This window comes from Sphingobacterium sp. MAE (assembly GCF_056711605.1).
In genome coordinates this window covers 334,969-354,089 of record NZ_CM160044.1, presented here as the reverse complement: position 1 = coordinate 354,089, position 19,121 = coordinate 334,969, and the positions used below count along the sequence as shown (strand labels likewise).

The following is a 19,121-nucleotide window of genomic DNA, read 5'->3' as shown; positions in this document are numbered from 1 at the left end:
TAAAAAACTAAATTATGTACTTCTCAAAAATTGAAAATTTTATTAGCAATATCGGATATGATATCTTTTATAAAGATGAAAAAGAAGGTGTTTTCATTATTCAAAATGAATTAGACGGCATTCACAATTTAATTGTAGGCATCGCTAATCCGATTTTAATTTTTGAACAATACTTATTTACTATTTCCAATGAAAGTATGGAATTGTTCAAATCACTACTGATTAAGAATAGGGATATGATCCATGGGGGTTTTGCTCTAACAGAAGATGGTAAAAAAGTAATTTTTAGATATACGCTGCAAATCAGCAATATTGATCAAAATGAATTTGATGCTGCAATCAATTCCTTAAGCTTATTAATAAGTGAGTACTACAATCAATTAATTAACTTCTCAAAATTATAGTAATGATGAATATTTTTAAAAGAATTTTTAGGATTGGTCAAGCGGAAATACACGCTGTGGTTGAAAAAATGGAAGACCCAATCAAAATGACGGAACAAGGTATCCGCGAAATGAAAGATGATTTAGAACAAGCTTTGGAGGCATATGCCAAAGTTAAAGCTTTAGCAATTCGTACTAAAAGCAATTTTGAGAAAAAACAAGAAGAATCAACTGTCTTCGAAGGAAAGGCTATTCTCTTATTGAAAAAAGCACAAAATGGAGAACTTTCAATTGATAAAGCTGAAAACTTAGCAAAAGAAGCTCTAGTATTAAAAAACCAATTCATAGCAGAAGCTACAGAATTAGAAAAACAAAGTATAATCCATCTTCAATCAGCAGATGAATTGCATAAAAATGTAGATATTCTCAAGTTTAACATTTCCAAATGGGAAAGCGAATTGGCGACCTTAAAAGCTCGTGTGAAAGTATCTAATGCCGCTAAAATGGTCAATAAACAATTGGCAAATATTGATTCCAATAGTACCATATCTATGCTAGAACGAATGAAAGTCAAAGTAGAGGAAGATGAAGCTTTAGCAAAAGCATATGGTGAAATTGCACATGCCAACAAATCGATTATTGATGAAATCAACGAAACAATTTCAAATAAGGACTCCGTCAATGACGAATTACAAGCTCTAAAATTAAAACTAAAAAACGATGAGAAGATTTGAATATAAAACTATCAAGATTGAACCCAAAGGTTTTTGGGGGACAAAACTTGACGAAGCTAAAATCGATGAAATACTGAACGAGCTAGGTAGCCAGGGCTGGGAACTGGTATCCATGCAAGATTTGGAATTGGGAGGAAATTCTTGGTCATTTCACTACACATTCAAAAGAGAACTTTAACAAAACTAACCAATTATGAGCGAATTATTTAACCTACTTTTCAATCCAGTATCCAACGGCATTATGACTGTACTGACAGGAATTTCGCTATTATATTGGTTAATTATGTCTTTTGCAGGTGATGGATTACACCTCTTTGATGGTGACGTTGATCTTGATGGCCATATAGACGCAACTGCTGATGTCACAGATGTGGACAGTTCTCAAGATTTACATCATCATTCAGATACACAGACGCATACAGAACCATCTTTTTTCGCAAAAGCAATGGATTTCATTAATGTTGGCAAAGTTCCTATTATGATCATCGTTACACTTTTCAAATTTATTGGATGGATCATTACGATCATTTCTTCCATATTTTTAAATACTGCCACATGGGGTCTGAAATCAATTTTCATTCTAATACCCATATTCTTCATCACATTTATATGCATGCATTTTTTTACCAAACCATTAGTAAAACTATTTAATAACATTGGCTATCATGGGGAAGAACCAATTGATTTTCTTGGAAGAATGGGAAAAATGAAAGCAACAATAGAAGGTAAAAAACTGGGGTCAGCAGAATTTTTGATCGAAAGAGATCCTATTCGTCTTTATGTAGAAAGCTTAAATGGGGAAAAAATCGAATACGGAGATGACGTCATTATTGTTGATGAATCAAAAGACAAAAAAATATATTACGTAACAAAAGAAATAACCATTCACAATATTTAATTATTAAACATGCAGTTACAAACTCTTTTATTTATAGATGGGATAACAGGTCTCATCCTCTTGATTGTAGGAATTATAGTATTATTAATTTTTGCATTTTTCATTGTATTAAGTGCTTTTTACAAAAAGATTCCACAAGGAAAAGCAATAGTAAGAACAGGTATCGGGGGTACCAATGTGGCTTTCAATAAAGGGATGTATGTTATCCCTGTTTTTCACAAAATGGAGATTATGGACATTTCTGTAAAGAAAATCGAAATATCCAGAATGCAACATGATGGTTTAATCTGTAAGGATAATATTCGTGCTGATATCAAAGTAGCATTTTTCGTTCGTGTCAACAAGTCTGTTGATGATGTGATCAGTGTTGCTCAAAATTTGGGATGTGAACGTGCAAGTGATCCCGATACCTTAAAGAGTATTTTTGAATCTAAATTTTCAGAAGCACTAAAGACTGTTGGAAAAAAATTCGACTTCATTGAACTATACGAAGCTCGTCGCGAATTTAGAAATGAAATATTAAACATTATAGGAACAGATTTAAACGGATACATTCTAGACGATTGTGCAATAGATTATCTAGAACAAACAGAACTAAAATTTTTAAGTCCTGATAATATTTTAGATTCACAAGGTATTCGTAAAATCACTGAACTTACTGCCGCACAAAATATTCACGCCAATCTTATACGCCGTGACGAAGAGAAAGTAATTAAAAAACAAAATGTTGAAACTCGTGAGGCAATACTTGAGCTAGATCGCCAATTGGCAGAAAAAGAAGAGAAACAACGTCGTGAAATCGATAACATTAAAGCTCGTGAAGATGCTGAAATAACAAAAGTTAGAGAAGAGGAACGTCTAAAATCAGAAACTGTTCGGATCTCTACTGAAGAGCAATTAGCTATTCAAGAAGAAAATAAGCTTCGCCAGATTATCATTGCAGAGAAAAATAAACTACGTACTGATGCTGTTGAAACTGAACGCGTGGAAAAAGATCGTGCATTAGAAGAAACGGAGAGAATTCGAATTGTCACATTAGCACAAATTGATAAAGAGCGTTCAATTGAAATCGAGAAGAAAAATATTCAAAATGTAATTAAAGAACGTGTTCAACTTGAAAAAGGTGTTGTAGAAGAACAACAAGGAGTCAAAGATATCGAGGTGTTTCGTGAAGTTGAACGTAAAAAACAAGCTGGTGTTATTGCAGCTTCACAAGAGGCCGAAGAACGTTTAATTTCAACTGTTAAAGCGGCTGAGGCAGATAAGATAGCATCTGAACAAAAGGCGGAGCAAGATGTTATATTTGCTGAATCAAGGAGAAAAGTTGCAGAGAAAAAAGCACAAGAATTACTAATAGATGCTGATGCGAAAAAAGAAGCATCCGTAAAAGAAGCAGAAGGCCGGAAGATTATTGCAGAAGCACAAGCAAAAGAAGATGCTGCTTTAGGATTATCGGAGGCTGAAGTAATGATAGCAAAAGCAGAAGCTACCCAAATCCAAGGTACAGCTGAGGCATCTATTATTGAGAAAAAAGCAGAAGCGAACCGTAAGCAAGGCTTAATGGAAGCAGAGGTAACGCGTGAAAAAGCGATTGCTGAAGCTACAGGAATTCAAGAAAAAGCGGAGGCCATGAAAAAATTAGATGGTGTTGGAAAAGATCATGAAGAATTTAAGTTACAATTACAAAAAGAAAAAGATATTGAATTGGCCCACATAGGCATTCAAAAAGATATTGCGGCATCACAAGCATCTGTATTAGCAGAAGCTTTAAAAACTGCAAAAATTGATATTGTGGGCGGTGAGACTATGTTTTTTGAAAATATTGTCCGTCAAGTATCTACTTCCAAAGGTTTTGACCATTTAATCAACAATTCAAAACATGCCATAGACATCAAAAACTCGTTGTTGGGTCCAGATGGAAAAGGTGATCTTGCTGAAAAAGTGCGTGGCTTAGCGGATAAATATGGGATATCCTCCAATGATATCAAAAATCTAACCATCTCTGCTGCTTTGGTACAATTGCAACAAGCAGCCAAAAATGCTGACGATAGTGAAGATAGCAATTTCATCAACTCGCTATTCGGCTTAGCCAAAAACTTAGGGATATCCAATAAAAAGTTGATCTAATTTTTTCTCAAATCTGTCAACTTGAAAACGGATTGTATTCAAGTTGACAATTCAATTGGTATCATGAAATTTGTCTATCATACAGTATTTTTCAAAGATAAATTGGATTTTTAGTGTTATAAATGTACAGTTGACTTCTATATACAACATTCGTAAAGTCAATATAGTAACTTGATATCAAAATAAGTAGAAAACAGAACTCAAAAAAGATTAAAATAGTCCACGATTATTTTCGAATTATGCAAGAAACACAAGCGAACAACGATACTTTAGACTCTGGATCTTACGAAATTATTAGAAAACGTCTTCTAAATCAGAAAGAAACACTTTCTAATAAATTACAATTATTAAATACTTCCAGAAAAGAGGTATTTAATTCGACCAACTTTATATTAAAAGCCAATCAACGCATATCAACAGATAATAACTGTGTATCAAGAGGTATTTTGGCTATTGGTAATATTTGCATATTCGGATATAATGTACATTTTGGATTACGAACCGAAATACAGCTACAGGATGTATTTAGTATCTATTTATTTGAAGATAACCAATTTATTCCACAAGATCTTGATTTCATAAACGATGTAAATTTTGTAAATGATTACCAAAATCTATACAAATATTATAGAGATTCGATTTTTTCCAAATTCAGAAAAACGGAGAACTACTTGTATATGATCTTTCAGACCACCAAGAATGAACAGGATCTAAAAGCGTTTAAATGGTTGATTAAAGATGGGAAATTAATCTACTTAGATGATAGAAGTATACATGAAGTCAAAAAGGCAAATCAACATGAATTTGATTGGATAAAAACTACACTTGAAGATCGAAGATTGGGTCGTTTTCCTCATATCTCAATCTTAGACAAGGTATTTATTGAAGCGATTCATGGTGATATCACATTTAAAATTGAAAACAATACCGAATCTGGTAAAGGTATTTACTCTGAAAAGGTAAGTAATCTAGATCAACAGCTAGATGATGCAGAATACCACTACGCTGATTTAGGCAATATGATTGCTCTAAGGATAAAACCCTTTCAAGAAGAATTTCGTGCTTACATTTTCAACTTAAGGACAAAAGAAGTCGTTAATCTAAAAACGCTGAATGAATCAGCTATTTTGCTACCTGATAATCAAGGTATCATATTCTCTAATGGATATTATCTTCAGAATGGCACACATAAAACCTTCGAGAATAACCTCGAAAATGTTCAGTTTCTAAAAAAAGTAATCTCTCCTAATGGAGAAGACTATCTCTATGTTTTCACACATGAACAGTCGAATACATATATTTTGATGTCTTATAATATCATTCAGCAATCTGTAGAAACCCCAATCGTTTGCAATGGATTTACGATATTTAAAGATGGAAGCTTAATCTATTTTCGTACTGAAAACGAAGCGACGCGACATCATCAAGTGCAGATATGGGAGACTCCTTACATGGCTGTTCTTAAAGAAAATGAATCTCGCAGAGATGATCCTTTGTACAAAATCGGAAATAAAGATATTGTTCAAGCGATGTCTGAGGTTCAAGAAGTCATTCAACTGATCAACAAAGAAGATTCCTATGAGGGGCTCTATGAAGATATTCTTAAAAAATCAAATTCCATTATAGATTCTTACTTCTGGATTAATGATAAAGCGCTTCAAAATCTTGGCGAACCCTTACAACAGATAAAAGAAGTCGCGAACACCGCGATCGACGAGTTCGTTAAAGTACAGATTCAGCGTAAACACGCCGAAGAAATTTTAGCGGCTACGGAGAAAAAAATAGAAGATCTTGTTTTTAAAGTCAATAGTTCGATCTATGAACAGCTAGATCAACTGGTGCACAATTTATCAGATACACGTAAATTACAAGGCGAGGTGATTGACTTACGAAATGTAAAATACATTGATAATAATAGAGTAAATGAATTAGAAGATCAACTTCAACATATAGCATCTCATCTTTCTGAGAAAACAATACAGTTTTTATTACAGGAGGCTGCACTTACATCATATGAGCAAAAAGTTATCATCCAAAAGCAAGAAGTCGAAAAAGTAACAAAAGCTATTGATGCCAAAGCTATTGAAGATGGATGTAAAGCGATCTCCAGTGATCTCGAATTATTGATTGATATACTTCATAGCTTAAAGATTGAAGACACAACACAGACAACAAGAATCATTGAAAAAATATCCGTTATTTTTGCGTCTTTAAATGAGGTTCGAGCTCAATTAACACGGAAATTAAATACACTAAAAAGTTCTGAAGCGATTGCAGAATTTTCGGCTCAACTCACTTTGTTAGAACAATCAATTGTTAACTATCTGGAATTATCCACTTCAGCAGAAAAAGTTGATGAATATTATACTAAGATTGTTGTCAACTTAGAGGAACTTGAAAGTAAGTTTTCTGAATTTGACGAGTTTGCTTTAAAAATTGCTGATAAGCGTGACGAAATTATTAAAGCCTTCAATGGCAAGCGGGAATCTATTATTGAGCAAGTCAATAAACGATCATCTTCTCTGGAACAGATAGCGCTACGCGTCCTTAAAAACATTGAGAATAAGGCAAAATCACTATCCACTAGAGAAGATATTCTAAGTTTTTACTCGACAGATCTCATGGTTGACAAAATTCGTCAAATTATTGCAGAGCTGAAGACAATACAAGATGTATCTAAAGCTGAAAGTCTTGAGAATTTACTAAAAAAATCACAAGAAGATGCACTGCGAGTTTTAAGAGATAAGTCCGAACTATTTGTTGAAGGTGAAAATATAATTAAACTAGGCAAAAACAAATTTACAGTCAATAATCAGCGTTTAGGTTTAACTTTAATCCGTCGACAAGATGAGCTATATTATCATTTGACAGGAACCAGTTTTTATCAAAAAGTGACCGCCCAAGAGATCAATACTTTTCGGGATATATGGGAACAAGAAATTATTTCAGAAAATAAACTGGTATATCGTGCCGAGTATTTAGCATATAAGACCTTCATAGCATCACAATCAGAAGAGAATTTTAATGCTGAAAAATTTATCAATCAAACCGTAGAACAAAATTATGCAGAATCATATATCAAAGGTGTTCATAATTTTGATGCACTTCAGATTTATGAGCAGCTTCATATTCTAGGGAAAAAATTAGATTTATTACAGTTTGATCCTGATACTAGAACATATGCCCATTTTTTTTGGTATCAATTGGATGCATCCGTTCGTTCTAAATTATTAGCTCTTATCCAATCATCTAATCAAATACTTAAGAATTTTCCAAATTCAAATCGTTATCAAAGTATAATAAAGGAAATTCTAGATGAAGTCAGTCACTGGGAGACAAATTTGGATTTATCACAGATAAACGAAGCCAACATGGCCCATTATCTTTTTAAAACATTTAGCAAATTCAACAAATTATCATTGTCCGAATCTGCAGATCATTTAAAACAAGAGTTTACCCGTTATCTACATGATAAAAAGATTTTAAAAGATTTTGAGGCAGATCTGAAAAATGAAGGTTTCAATCTGACAGATCGCTTTTATTTAACTCAAAACTGGTTATATGCTTTTATTGAGAGCACTGATCATGTAATTACATTTGAAAAATACATTAATGAAACAGCAGCGCTCATTTTATTTAATCAGGACGATTATGAACTCATTATAGCCAAGGATCAACTTTCTGTGGCACATTTGAAAGGTAGTCATCCCGTAATTTTAAATGAAAGTTATCAAATAGATTTTCATTCTTTCATTCAAAAATTGACAAAATTTCAACACATCGATGTACCTCGTTTCGAGTCCTTTAATACATTAAAAGAAAAATTAAGCACGGCCTATAAAAAAGAATTAAAGATAAACGAATTCGAGCCTAAAGTACTGAGTTCCTTTGTCCGTAATAAATTGATCAATGATGTTTATTTTCCTCTAATCGGAACAAATTTCGCTAAGCAATTAGGTGTAGCTGGAGAAAATAAACGTACAGCAAAAATGGGCATGCTTCTGCTCATTTCTCCTCCAGGATATGGCAAAACAACATTGATGGAATATCTCGCAAAAACGATGGGCTTACATTTTGTGAAAATCAATGGTCCTACCATCGGTCACTCCATTACCTCCATCGATCCAGCTGAAGCTAAAACTTCTGGTGAACGAGAAGAGCTTAAAAAAATTAATTTAGCATTTGAAATGGCAGACAATGTGATGCTGTATTTAGATGACATTCAGCATCTCAACCCTGAATTTCTTCAAAAATTTATTTCTCTTGCTGATGGACAAAGAAAGATTGATGGTATTTTTGAAGGAGAAAGTAAGACTTACGATCTTCGTGAAAATCGATTTTGTATCGTAATGGCTGGAAATCCTTATACGGAAAGTGGTTCTAAATTTAGAATCCCTGATATGTTAGCGAATCGTGCCGATGTATACAATTTAGGAGATGTTATTGGAGATACAGATTATTTATTTAATTTAAGTTTAATTGAAAATGCTGCAATTGAAAATCCTGCAATTGATAAAATTGCAAGTAAGAGTTTTAATGATTTTTATGCGCTCATCCGATATATAGAAAATAAAGAAGAACAATTACCAGAATTAGAAGGAAACTACCTAAAACAAGACGTTGATGATTTCATCGCAGTTTTGCAGCATCTTTTTAAAATTCGGAATATCGTCGTAAGAGTAAATCAAAACTATATCAACAGTGCTGCTATGCAAGATAATTATCGAACAGAGCCTCCATTTAAATTACAGGGCTCTTATCGTAATATGAGCAAATTAGTAGCTCAGGTCATACCGATGATGAATGACCGAGAAGTTAATCAACTGGTTTTGACGCATTATGAAAGTGAATCACAAACACTTACCACAGATACAGAATCCAATTTATTAAAACTGAAAGAATTAGCACATCTCTTAACAGAAGAGGAAAAAGAACGCTGGGAAACAATCAAAAAGGTTTTTCAAAAAAATAATAAGCATGGTGATCTTGGGAAGGATGATAAGATGTTTGCTCAATTATTGGAATTTAACGAGAACCTACAAGGTATCATCCATGCGATCAGTAAAAAGTAAATACAAGATAAATTGTATTTAAAGATCTTTTTTAGCTATTACTACAATCTGAAATAAAAACAGTGTAATTGTCAATTGATGATTACACTGTTTTCTTTATACAGCTACAACAAGCAAAACATTAATGATCAAATCAGTATCAAATAACATTATCAGCCTGATTGCAGACAAACGATTACCACCTTCCTCCTGCTCCACCACCACCTGAAGATCCTCCACCAAAACTTCCTCCACCGGAGCCACCAGAACGCCCCGATCCACCTCCAGAACTACCAGAAGAAGACCTGACTAGACGAGGCGTATTATGAGTTCCATGAGATATCTCATAGCCACAGTATTTACACAAATCGTACTGCTCTTCCAATCCACCAGAACTATAAGTAGCCTTTGTAATTGTCTTTCGCAAATCTTTTTCAAATGTTTTATAATGGCATTGTGGACATAGTATAATAGTTTTGTCCTCATCCCAGGGAATCAATTTAGTCTCGTTTGTTTTACTATTAACCCAGACTTCATAATCACGGCTATTAATTTTTTCTTCCATTAATTGTCCTGCATCCAGAAAATTTCTCATTTTTGAATCTGCTTGATCTCGATTTATTCTTAACCAGTTTCCGGAATTATCAGGAGCGACTAAACGTCCTGGATGAAGACTTAATCGCTTATTGGATCTTCCAAAATCTATCCATGCCAAAGGACTTATTAATAACGGTAGGAAATTCCATTTCAAAAATTTACGAATAGCTTGCTGAATGTTTTCCTCATCCTTATAAGAATTTGTGACAGCTGTAATACCAGCATTATATTTCATACCTAAAGTAATCACTCCGAAAATGAGAATGAAGTAGGGCAAATTTTTAACTTGATAAACTTGGTCAAAATTTTCAAAAACAAATGCAAAAATAAAGGAAGTAAAAAACATCAGTATTCCCATACAACCACAACCACTGATTAATGGAGGAAAGTAACTGCTTTTTTTTGTTATTTTCCCTTTCGTGATTTTGGTGACCACTGAAATCCAAACATAAAGAAATATAAATACGGCAAGTACTAACAACGAATTTCTTAAATATGGATTTTTAAAATTCCAAAAAGGTATTGCTTCGGGCATTAACCGATCTAATTCAGCTCTTGCATCTGGAGCATTTAAGATTTTTTGGATAAATTTCGATGACTCTAAAACTCCACGATCATAATCATCATTTCGAAAATTAGGAACTAAATATTTTTCACCTATCCGTTTAAGGTAAGCATCTGGCAATATACTTTCCATGCCATAACCCGATATAAATCGGTACTCATGTCTATTTTTGGCAATAAAAAGAAGTAAACCATTATTACTCTCTTTTTTTCCGATTCCCCAAGTATTGAATAACTTTAATGCAAAATCAAAATCGCTATCTCCAACGTAATCATCAACGATAACAATCGCAAATTCACACGCTGTAATCGAGTCGATCCGCCAAGATATAGCGTCAAGTTCATCCATGACACTTGAAGAAATAATATTATCTGGATTTGAAACAAAATAAGCCTGCCCCTTGATTTTAGGATTAGGAAGATCCTCGACTGTATATTGAGCAAATGAAAGCGAAAACCCGTGTATTAAAATAGAGGTAATTAGGGTATAAATAAATATTTTTATTTTCCTTGACATAACTTTTCATTAATCATTCACTCCTCATCTAAAATAATATAGACGATCATTTTTTATAATGCCGTAATAACAGTTCTTAAATTAAATTCTATCCTTTAACCTTTCCCGATGAGACTGTAAAAATACCATAGTCATCAATGAGCATATCCTCTTTCTTAATATGATTAAACGCCATTATTCGATCTAGTTCTTTTTGAGAGCGTCTACGCATTACCCAATCCTTTTTTTGATGACTATTCAGAACAAATGCTATCATTTTCAATTGTGGATGCCAAGGTTGTCCAGTATATAGAATATGACTATTTTCCTCTGAGATAGAAACAATGCCTTGCACAGCTTTATTCGTAAGTTGATTATCTCCGAATAATTCGAAGATTCCAGAAATGATAGTAATATTAGGTTCAAAATTAATGAGCTGATAAGTCTTAGGATCAAAACAGTCAAAATTTGTAAAACGAATATCGCTATAACCTTTTTGATGAATAATTTTTTCGCCCAAGCTGATATTTGATTCCACAAATTCATTGATCACAATTTCTACATCTGGGTACTTCTCCTTGATATCAAAAAGATAATTTCCTGTCCCACCTGCAATATCTAAAATCTTTACCTTTCTTCCAGAAGATTGAATATCTAGAATATTCTTTTCTAATAATGTCAATAGATGTTGTTTTCGAATTCGGATCCCTCTCCAACCAATTGCTTCTAAATATCCTTTATCGATCACTTTACCGATTCCAAACTTTCCCTTTGCTTGATTATGATATACATAGTCTAGCGATATACCAGAATCAAATCCGTATTTTAACCCAAGAGCCATCCCCTCACTTAAAGTACCGATTTTTCCCAAAGACCATTTTTGAAATGCAAAGTTCAACTTTTCCATAGTTGGCATTACTTTGTAATATAAGTTCTCATACTCTTTTACCGAGAACAAGTCCGGAGCTAAGCTCAGCTCATTCGGTTCTACTTCAAATGATTTGACTACAAAAGTTTTAATATATTGATACACTTCATGCCTCCCACTCTCGAACAATATGCCATGAAAAAAATTGGGTAAAGTTCTAAATTCCTTAACTTGAGATTCCAAATTGACATAAAATTTCTTTTGCACACTATTTTTAACCACATAATCTTTTTCAGCAGATAGGATCAAAGTTGGAATATTAATCGCTGCGGCATCCTCCACCAATCTTTTACCTGCACTTTGTAAATCCACTAATAACCTACCATTAATCGACTTTGAAATCAGCGGATCTTGATCATACGCCTCCTGTTGTGCTTTATCGTGAGTTAAAACTTTAGACTTGACATAACTTTGAATCACTAAATCTTTTTTTAGTTTGGTTGTAAAACCAATAAACTCATTAGCAAAAGGAACATATAATTTAATCTCAAATGCAGGAGCTAACAAAGCCATACCTGCAATTGGGGGAGCAAAATCATGAACCCATGACGTCACAATAACTCCAGCTATGCTATTGGCAATTACGAAAATATCTTGTTCATTTATCTGGTATTGCTGATGCAGATATTTAGAAAACATATCCAAATCCCGTACATTATCCATGAAAATTGGTGATACCGGTTCTTTGGTGTAACCATGCCCACGAAGATCATAAGCGAAAACATTATATCCCTCAAACTGAGCATCCGTGGCGATCTCATGTAACCGTTCAGAATGTTCGTGACCACGGTGTATAATGATCAATGTTTTTTGATTGGGTCGAAAATTCCATGCTCTATAAAAAATGTCACTTCCGTCAAAACTTTTAAAATATCCTGTGTTCATCATCTTTTCATTTTAATAAGTCAATTGAAGCGGCATGTAGAATACTATTTTTATTCTTTTCTTGCATCAAAGCAATTGATTGGTTTATGTTTAAATATAATATTTTTTTCAACAATAATACACCTACTAATGTACTTCTGGAATACCCCATGGTACAGTGTATGATCACTCTTGTTTCTGGACATCGTTGCCTATACGCGACCGCTATCTTGCTAACCAGATTTTCCAGATCAACAATTGAAGCTACTCCAATATCCAATATAGGGAATGAATAATACAAACACTGTTCCCTAATGATCCTATTTTCCTCCAACTCTGCTGACAAATCATATACATAATCCTTTTTAGATATCTGACAAGCTATAATTTCTTTATTGGTTAATCGAGCTGTAATAAACATGTTTGGCAATATTTCTAAGAGTATCTTTTCTTGTTTTTTCCTGAAAAAATGCCATATTAAATAATATGAAAACTGATAAGGAAAATAAAATATCTTTTTCAAGATTGAAATATGTCCATGTTTATCTTTTAAAAAATGGTGACGGTTATATTGATATTGTAACCCAACCATAAAGACCATTATACTGACCCATACTGCTACAAAACAATAGATAAGATTTAATTCATAGCATAAGGAAGCCAATAAACATACTATAAAACTGAATAGATAATAAAAACAAGCAATGTATTGATTCCTGCACGTAGCTAATTTTTTACTGGGAAAGGTTAATATCAAAACAATCTGTACAAGTATTAATGCCGTTATTACATCTATGAAGTGATGTTGATAAATAGTCAATGTCGATATTCCTAAAAGAATTAACCAGAATCCAAAAATGAATTTCACAACTCCAAATAAACGTTCTTTTAATACAGACCAAAACAAACAAGCATAACCAATATGTAATGATGGTGCTTGATTGAAGGGAGAATCCCAAGTCTTTAAAAAATCAAAAAAATAATATAACGGAAAAGTATTGACAATTGGTTTTGAATAAGAAAACTGAAGCGGAATAAGGATAAAGAAAATACCAGATGCCACCGTTAATAGCACAACACGTTTTAGATATACCATCAATTGAGATCTAGTACGACATAGAAAACAAAGTGACAAAAAAAACAATCCGCTGGACATATATGGAATAATCATCCAAGGAATAAAAGGAATATATCTTTCAAAACTAAATACAAAAGAAGGTACAACTTCCAAATTAGAAGCATAATAAGCACTACCGTTGTAAATTAATGAAAATATAAACCAGCAGGCCAATGCTGCTTTGATTTTAAGTTGTATCGTCAATCGTTTTTCATCCATTTTGCTTTTTTATACATCATAATATCCAAAAACCGAGCAGGAAAATAAGACAGAAACTTCATCAAGACTTTCATCTTCCAGGGGAAAACATAAAGTTCCTTTTTTTTAACGATAGCGTCAGCAATATAGATGGCAGCTTCTTCTTGTGAAACTAAATAAGGTTTCTTTGATAAATTCTGTTGATTAAGATCGCGCAATTTTTGGGTATCCACATACCCAGGAGCAATAGTCGTGACTGTGATCCCAAATGGTTCTAATGCCTTACGATATGCATCAGCAATTTGAATCACCGCTCTTTTGGATTTACTATATAGACTTGCTTTTGGGTAATGTAGCGTCCCAGAAACGGATGCAATCGTGACTATATGGCCTTGATTGTGTTTACGCATAACTTTTCTTGCTATCTCAAAACAATTAATAGTACCTAAAATATTGATTTGTAACATATCAATGCTTTCATTATATCGGATCTTTCGAGCGACATCATCAGCATAGCTACCTGTTGTATTAATAAAAAGATCCAAAGGCTCCTGTTGCACAAAGTCAAGAACATAAAGCTGCAGCATTTCCACATTTAACACATCAACCTCATATTTCGTTAAATTGCCGTTTTCAATAACAGTTTTTTGTAAGTCTCTTCCACAAATAGCAACAAGATAACCTTTAGCCAGATACAAATTAGCTAATGCCGCACCAATGCCAGATGTTCCGCCTGCAATAAAAACTTTCATCTTTTTAAACTTTCTAATGTCTTCTGATAACCATATTGCCATTGTCGTTCAATATCATCTTGATAATGCTCAATAGTATCTGGTCGTTTTACAACAATCTCTCCCTTGAACCAGTCTACATACTTAGCACAATAATGTCCTTTAAGGATTTGGGGAGCATCTCGAGTATCAATCCAATAATCCGCATGTTGCACTTCTACCTCACGTAATCGTTCATTTCCACTGAATCCTAACACGGCTCTTACTAATGCTTCCTCTACAGGTTTATACGACTGTTTTCGCTCTATAAAAGTATGATCTGCTAAGTATTGTGCTAATTCTATTGGAACCAAATCTATCGCTCCTCCAGCATAATAATTTTGTCCAATCTCTACTGGTGCTACGTAAAACATATCGGATATCGATATGCGCACAGCTTGATGAAGTGGCACTGAGCTTTCGATCAAAATTTCTTTTGAAACCGCGCTATGCAAATAGTTCTCAGATTCAATTTCAATTTGATCGGCAGTGATCTTTTTAGCAGTTTCTACGTCTGTAAACAATACTTTTTGATAGAGCTTCCTATCTCCCCTTTTAAATAAAACCTCAAGAGGTGTAAACAACATCTTAGAACCTACAACAATGATTTTAGGGCTGTTGTTTTCTTGTTGTTTCAATGTCGGTAACAAGACTGTTAAATCTTGAGGCATTTCGACCAAGTATCGATCTAGTACGTCTTCTATATATGGAGCATATTCTTTGTGAAAAGTCTTCAATAAAGAGTAATATCCGATCTTAAAAATACTTTTATGGTCTGTCAATTTTATTTGAGCAACAAAATCATAAAATTCCTTTGACTTAAGATATTCTTTTTGTTCATTAACTTGGGAAAAAGTGTTGATAACAGCCGCAGCAATAGCTCCCCCACAACTAGCAACAATAAGATCAGGAGACATGTTCATGTCTACTAATGCAGCATACATACCCGTATATAATGCAAAGCGCGTTCCTCCTCCAGAGAAGACAATTGCCCTTTCAAATTCCTTCTTAGCCATCATTTTAATAAAATATACTGTACAATAAGAAAGAAGGCTGGCGCATTAAAAGTTAAGCTATCCATCCGATCCAATAGTCCGCCATGTCCCGGAATTAAAGTGCCTGTATCTTTGATATGTGCTTTGCGCTTCATATAAGACATAAGCACATCTCCACCAAATCCCAATATCCCAAGTAATAATCCCATGAACGTAAAATTGAGTAAATCATAAAATGAAAATAATAGATAACCCAATAGATTACTCAGTAGTGTTGTCAGAATAACACCTCCAATTAGCCCTTCCCAAGTTTTATTGGGGCTGATTTGTGGGACAATCGGTTTATTACCGAAGAATTTACCTGATAGGTATTGAAAAACATCGTTTAGCTCTGTGACAACAACAATAAAGATTATTAATCGAAGACCAAAATGAGGTACGATCGGATATTCAATAGATCGTATATATGCCAGGTAAGCAAAACAGATCAACGTGATACAGAGTCCTATTCCAAAAGAAAGCAGAGCTTTAAAAGAAAATTTCCAAACGATGAATAAAATTATTAAGACGATTAATATAGTAATAATAGCATAACGGAGATAAGCAGTATCGGAAATAAAATAAATGAAGTACGCCTGTAAACAAGTTAGCAAAATTAATAAAGGAAGAAAGGAGAAGTTTGGTTTGATCATCCTAAAAATTTCCTTCATCCCCTGAAAGGTAAGCAAGCTGACAAAGATTGTCATCGTTAGGGAATTAATAATACCTAAAGAAAAAAGAATAATAATATATACCCAACTTTTCACACGGATAGGGACATCCGAAAATTTTCCATTAACAGGATCTTGCTCTTTCATATTTAGATTAAAGATTTTTTCAACCTTGTTAACGTACTGATGATTAATAATATATTAATAACCGCAAAAATATATAAAGAACTATGCTGTAAGGACACTTGGCAGAAGGCTAATATTCCATACAAACCCACTAATAAAGCACGGTCACTTTTACCCATTGGCCCGTCGTATAGACGTGCAGTACCCACGACCTTTCCCATCAGACCCGCCATCTCGTTGATTATACTCAATATGATGAAGATAATAATCAGATAGAGACTTTCTGGAAGAAATTTAATCAACGGAAAAAAGACAAAAACATCAGATACGACATCTCCAATTTCATTTAACAATTCTCCTTTTTTGCTAGTTTGATTGTATGTCCTCGCCATCATACCATCCAATGCATTTAAAGCCATACGAATCAGTAAACCTATAGGAAGAGCTAAAAAAAACCAGCTGCAATAATCAGCACTCCAAAATAATAAGCCAATCAGTAATGAAAGTACGATCGAAGCTATGGTTATTTGATTTGCAGTCACATTTCTTTTATAGAAGAAAGCCAATATAGGCTTTAATAGTTGCTGAAATTTTGGCTTTAGTTTATATACAGAAATCATGTGTTAGTATGTGTTATTGTTAAAATAAATAAAAAAGGCACTTTTCGCAATATAGAATCAAATATACTCCACATTTCTTTTAATCGCTCTAAAGTTTTGCGAAACTTTAGAGCGATTAACTAAGGCTAGTTTGAGATCTTCATATCACCCATAATACAAAAAGGTAAGTATTGACGATACTTACCTTTCCTGACTCGATATTCGATTATAATTTACCGTTCGATATCTTTTAAGCTATTCATTTTTTTATATTCAAGAAATCCTTTTATATCTTCAAAATGTTCACGAACGCGTTTATTTCCAAATTCAAATACTTTTTTAGCTAGGCCATCCAAAAAATCACGATCATGCGATACTAAAATCAAAGTTCCATCAAAATCTTGGAGAGCATCTTTAATAATATCTTTCGTTTTCATATCCAAGTGGTTGGTAGGTTCATCCAGAATAAGAACGTTAACCGGCTCTAACAGCAATTTTATCATCGCTAATCGTGTTTTTTCACCGCCAGATAGCACCTTTACCTTTTTCGTCGTATCATCTCCGCTAAACATAAACGCACCCAAAAGATCTTTTATTTTAACTCTAACGTCACCTACAGCAATTTGATCTATCGTATCAAATACGGTTAATTCGCCATCCAAAAGCGCAGCTTGATTTTGTGCAAAATAACCGATTTTAGCATTATGTCCTATTTTCAATGAACCTTCATAATCGATCTCTCCCATGATAGCTTTGATCATAGTTGATTTTCCTTCACCATTCTTACCTACAAAAGCGACTTTTTCACCACGTTCGATGACCATATCAGCTTTTTGAAAAACAACGTGGTCACCGTATTTTTTGGTTAACTCCTCCACGATGACAGGATATTGCCCTGATCGTGGTGAAGGTGGAAATTTCAATCTTAATGCCGATGTATCCACCTCATCAATCTCAATGACATCTAATTTTTCCAACATCTTGACACGAGATTGGACTTGAAGAGTTTTTGAATATGTACCTCTAAATCGATCTATAAATTCCTGATTATCGGCGATGAAACGTTGTTGTTCCTCATAAGCTTTCAGTTGATGCTGACGACGTTCCTTTCTCAATTCCAGATAGTGGCTATATTTTGCCTTATAGTCATAGATACGCCCCATTGTAACCTCTATAGTGCGGTTAGTGATCGTATCAACAAAAGCCCTATCGTGTGAAATAACAATAACAGCCTTCGCTGAATTCAATAGAAAATCCTCTAACCATTGAATACTTTCAATATCCATATGGTTGGTCGGCTCATCCAATAATATTAAATCTGGTTTTTTCAATAAAATTTTTGCCAATTCAATACGCATGCGCCATCCACCCGAAAATTCTGAAGTTTGACGCGTAAAATCCGAACGCTCAAAACCTAAACCTTTTAATACTTTTTCAACCTCTGCATCATAGTTAACTTCCTCAATCGAATAAAATTTCTCACTTAACTCGGATACTCTTTCTATAAGTTTCATGTAATCATCAGTTTCATAATCTGTTCTTACATTTAACTGTTCGTTCAACTGCTCCAGTTCATCACGCATATGATAAGCCTCTTCAAAAGCTTTTGACGTTTCCTCAAAGACTGTCACATTATCTTGCGTTAATAAATGCTGGGGTAAGTATGCAATAACTGCATCTTTTGGACCAGATACATTACCTGTCGTAGGCTTACCTGCGCCAGCAATAATCTTCAATAATGTCGATTTACCCGCTCCATTTTTTCCCATTAGAGCAATTTTATCATTCTCATTAATTGAAAATGATACATCACAGAAAAGAGTTGTTCCACCAAAGGAAACTGAAATATTATTTACGTTAATCACTTTTATTCGCTTTTTTTTTGCGCAAAGATAAGCGAATCAATCTTATAAATGTAGTAAGTATTATTTTTATGGTAAATGCAGAGTTCATTATTGTTAGAA

General features: G+C 33.7%; 14 protein-coding genes. 6 read left to right on the top strand and 8 right to left on the bottom strand.

The genetic code is table 11. From position 1 onward, the window contains the following. Positions 1 to 14: 14 nt before the first annotated feature. The 6 genes from AC06G9_RS01470 to AC06G9_RS01445 all read left to right on the top strand — a co-directional run bounded on the left by AC06G9_RS01470 (position 15) and on the right by AC06G9_RS01445 (position 9,214). Positions 15 to 404 (top strand): YbjN domain-containing protein, encoded by a 390-nt coding sequence (locus AC06G9_RS01470; protein WP_021192378.1) that lies wholly within the window; start codon positions 15 to 17, stop codon positions 402 to 404. A 2-nt stretch (positions 405 to 406) separates the two neighbouring features. After that, a complete protein-coding gene (locus AC06G9_RS01465) occupies positions 407 to 1,117 on the top strand; it encodes a PspA/IM30 family protein (protein WP_248754938.1) in 711 nt (236 codons plus the stop codon). Further along, positions 1,104 to 1,295, top strand: a complete 192-nt coding sequence (locus tag AC06G9_RS01460; RefSeq protein ID WP_045752588.1) for a DUF4177 domain-containing protein — start codon at positions 1,104 to 1,106, stop codon at positions 1,293 to 1,295. The genes AC06G9_RS01465 and AC06G9_RS01460 overlap by 14 nt, the downstream gene beginning before the upstream one ends. A gap of 15 nt (positions 1,296 to 1,310) precedes the next feature. Beyond that, on the top strand, positions 1,311 to 2,015 hold the full coding sequence (locus AC06G9_RS01455) for an OB-fold-containig protein (protein WP_045752589.1): 705 nt from the start codon (positions 1,311 to 1,313) through the stop codon (positions 2,013 to 2,015). Positions 2,016 to 2,075: 60 nt separating this feature from the next. Next, on the top strand, positions 2,076 to 4,142 hold the full coding sequence (locus AC06G9_RS01450; RefSeq protein WP_346569245.1) for a flotillin family protein: 2,067 nt from the start codon (positions 2,076 to 2,078) through the stop codon (positions 4,140 to 4,142). A gap of 239 nt (positions 4,143 to 4,381) precedes the next feature. Beyond that, complete coding sequence (locus AC06G9_RS01445; protein ID WP_260947446.1) at positions 4,382 to 9,214, top strand: DNA repair ATPase; 4,833 nt, start codon at positions 4,382 to 4,384, stop codon at positions 9,212 to 9,214. A gap of 175 nt (positions 9,215 to 9,389) precedes the next feature. Here the strand turns inward: AC06G9_RS01445 and AC06G9_RS01440 are convergent, their stop codons facing one another. The 8 genes from AC06G9_RS01440 to AC06G9_RS01405 all read right to left on the bottom strand — a co-directional run bounded on the left by AC06G9_RS01440 (position 9,390) and on the right by AC06G9_RS01405 (position 19,022). Continuing rightward, complete coding sequence (locus AC06G9_RS01440; RefSeq protein ID WP_480957422.1) at positions 9,390 to 10,871, bottom strand: TPM domain-containing protein; 1,482 nt, start codon at positions 10,869 to 10,871, stop codon at positions 9,390 to 9,392. Positions 10,872 to 10,959: 88 nt separating this feature from the next. After that, positions 10,960 to 12,666 carry a bifunctional alpha/beta hydrolase/class I SAM-dependent methyltransferase gene (locus AC06G9_RS01435; RefSeq protein WP_248754941.1) on the bottom strand — a complete coding sequence of 569 codons (1,707 nt, stop codon included), beginning with the start codon at positions 12,664 to 12,666 and terminating at the stop codon, positions 10,960 to 10,962. 4 nt (positions 12,667 to 12,670) lie between these two features. After that, positions 12,671 to 13,978: a phosphatase PAP2 family protein gene (locus AC06G9_RS01430; protein ID WP_480957421.1), complete on the bottom strand. Its 1,308-nt coding sequence runs from the start codon at positions 13,976 to 13,978 to the stop codon at positions 12,671 to 12,673. Continuing rightward, entirely contained in the window at positions 13,960 to 14,709 is a 750-nt protein-coding gene (locus AC06G9_RS01425; RefSeq protein ID WP_108159180.1) for an SDR family NAD(P)-dependent oxidoreductase, read from the bottom strand. Before AC06G9_RS01425 ends, AC06G9_RS01430 begins: the two co-directional genes overlap by 19 nt. Further along, positions 14,706 to 15,743 carry a patatin-like phospholipase family protein gene (locus AC06G9_RS01420; protein ID WP_480957420.1) on the bottom strand — a complete coding sequence of 346 codons (1,038 nt, stop codon included), beginning with the start codon at positions 15,741 to 15,743 and terminating at the stop codon, positions 14,706 to 14,708. Before AC06G9_RS01420 ends, AC06G9_RS01425 begins: the two co-directional genes overlap by 4 nt. Next, positions 15,743 to 16,579: a phosphatidate cytidylyltransferase gene (locus AC06G9_RS01415; RefSeq protein ID WP_480957419.1), complete on the bottom strand. Its 837-nt coding sequence runs from the start codon at positions 16,577 to 16,579 to the stop codon at positions 15,743 to 15,745. Before AC06G9_RS01415 ends, AC06G9_RS01420 begins: the two co-directional genes overlap by 1 nt. 2 nt (positions 16,580 to 16,581) lie before the next feature. Then, entirely contained in the window at positions 16,582 to 17,178 is a 597-nt protein-coding gene (locus tag AC06G9_RS01410) for a CDP-alcohol phosphatidyltransferase family protein (RefSeq protein WP_480957418.1), read from the bottom strand. Between the two features lie 212 nt (positions 17,179 to 17,390). Then, entirely contained in the window at positions 17,391 to 19,022 is a 1,632-nt protein-coding gene (locus AC06G9_RS01405; RefSeq protein ID WP_480957417.1) for an ABC-F family ATP-binding cassette domain-containing protein, read from the bottom strand. Positions 19,023 to 19,121 lie beyond the last annotated feature (99 nt).

Excerpts from the sequence above, each read along its gene's own strand:
- AC06G9_RS01470 (WP_021192378.1), top strand. The coding sequence starts at position 15 with ATGTACTTCTCAAAAATTGAAAATTTTATTAGCAATATCGGATATGAT.
- AC06G9_RS01465 (WP_248754938.1), top strand. The coding sequence starts at position 407 with ATGATGAATATTTTTAAAAGAATTTTTAGGATTGGTCAAGCGGAAATA.
- AC06G9_RS01460 (WP_045752588.1), top strand. The coding sequence starts at position 1,104 with ATGAGAAGATTTGAATATAAAACTATCAAGATTGAACCCAAAGGTTTT.
- AC06G9_RS01455 (WP_045752589.1), top strand. The coding sequence starts at position 1,311 with ATGAGCGAATTATTTAACCTACTTTTCAATCCAGTATCCAACGGCATT.
- AC06G9_RS01445 (WP_260947446.1), top strand. The coding sequence starts at position 4,382 with ATGCAAGAAACACAAGCGAACAACGATACTTTAGACTCTGGATCTTAC.
- AC06G9_RS01440 (WP_480957422.1), bottom strand. The coding sequence starts at position 10,871 with ATGTCAAGGAAAATAAAAATATTTATTTATACCCTAATTACCTCTATT.
- AC06G9_RS01435 (WP_248754941.1), bottom strand. The coding sequence starts at position 12,666 with ATGATGAACACAGGATATTTTAAAAGTTTTGACGGAAGTGACATTTTT.
- AC06G9_RS01430 (WP_480957421.1), bottom strand. The coding sequence starts at position 13,978 with ATGGATGAAAAACGATTGACGATACAACTTAAAATCAAAGCAGCATTG.
- AC06G9_RS01425 (WP_108159180.1), bottom strand. The coding sequence starts at position 14,709 with ATGAAAGTTTTTATTGCAGGCGGAACATCTGGCATTGGTGCGGCATTA.
- AC06G9_RS01420 (WP_480957420.1), bottom strand. The coding sequence starts at position 15,743 with ATGGCTAAGAAGGAATTTGAAAGGGCAATTGTCTTCTCTGGAGGAGGA.
- AC06G9_RS01415 (WP_480957419.1), bottom strand. The coding sequence starts at position 16,579 with ATGAAAGAGCAAGATCCTGTTAATGGAAAATTTTCGGATGTCCCTATC.
- AC06G9_RS01410 (WP_480957418.1), bottom strand. The coding sequence starts at position 17,178 with ATGATTTCTGTATATAAACTAAAGCCAAAATTTCAGCAACTATTAAAG.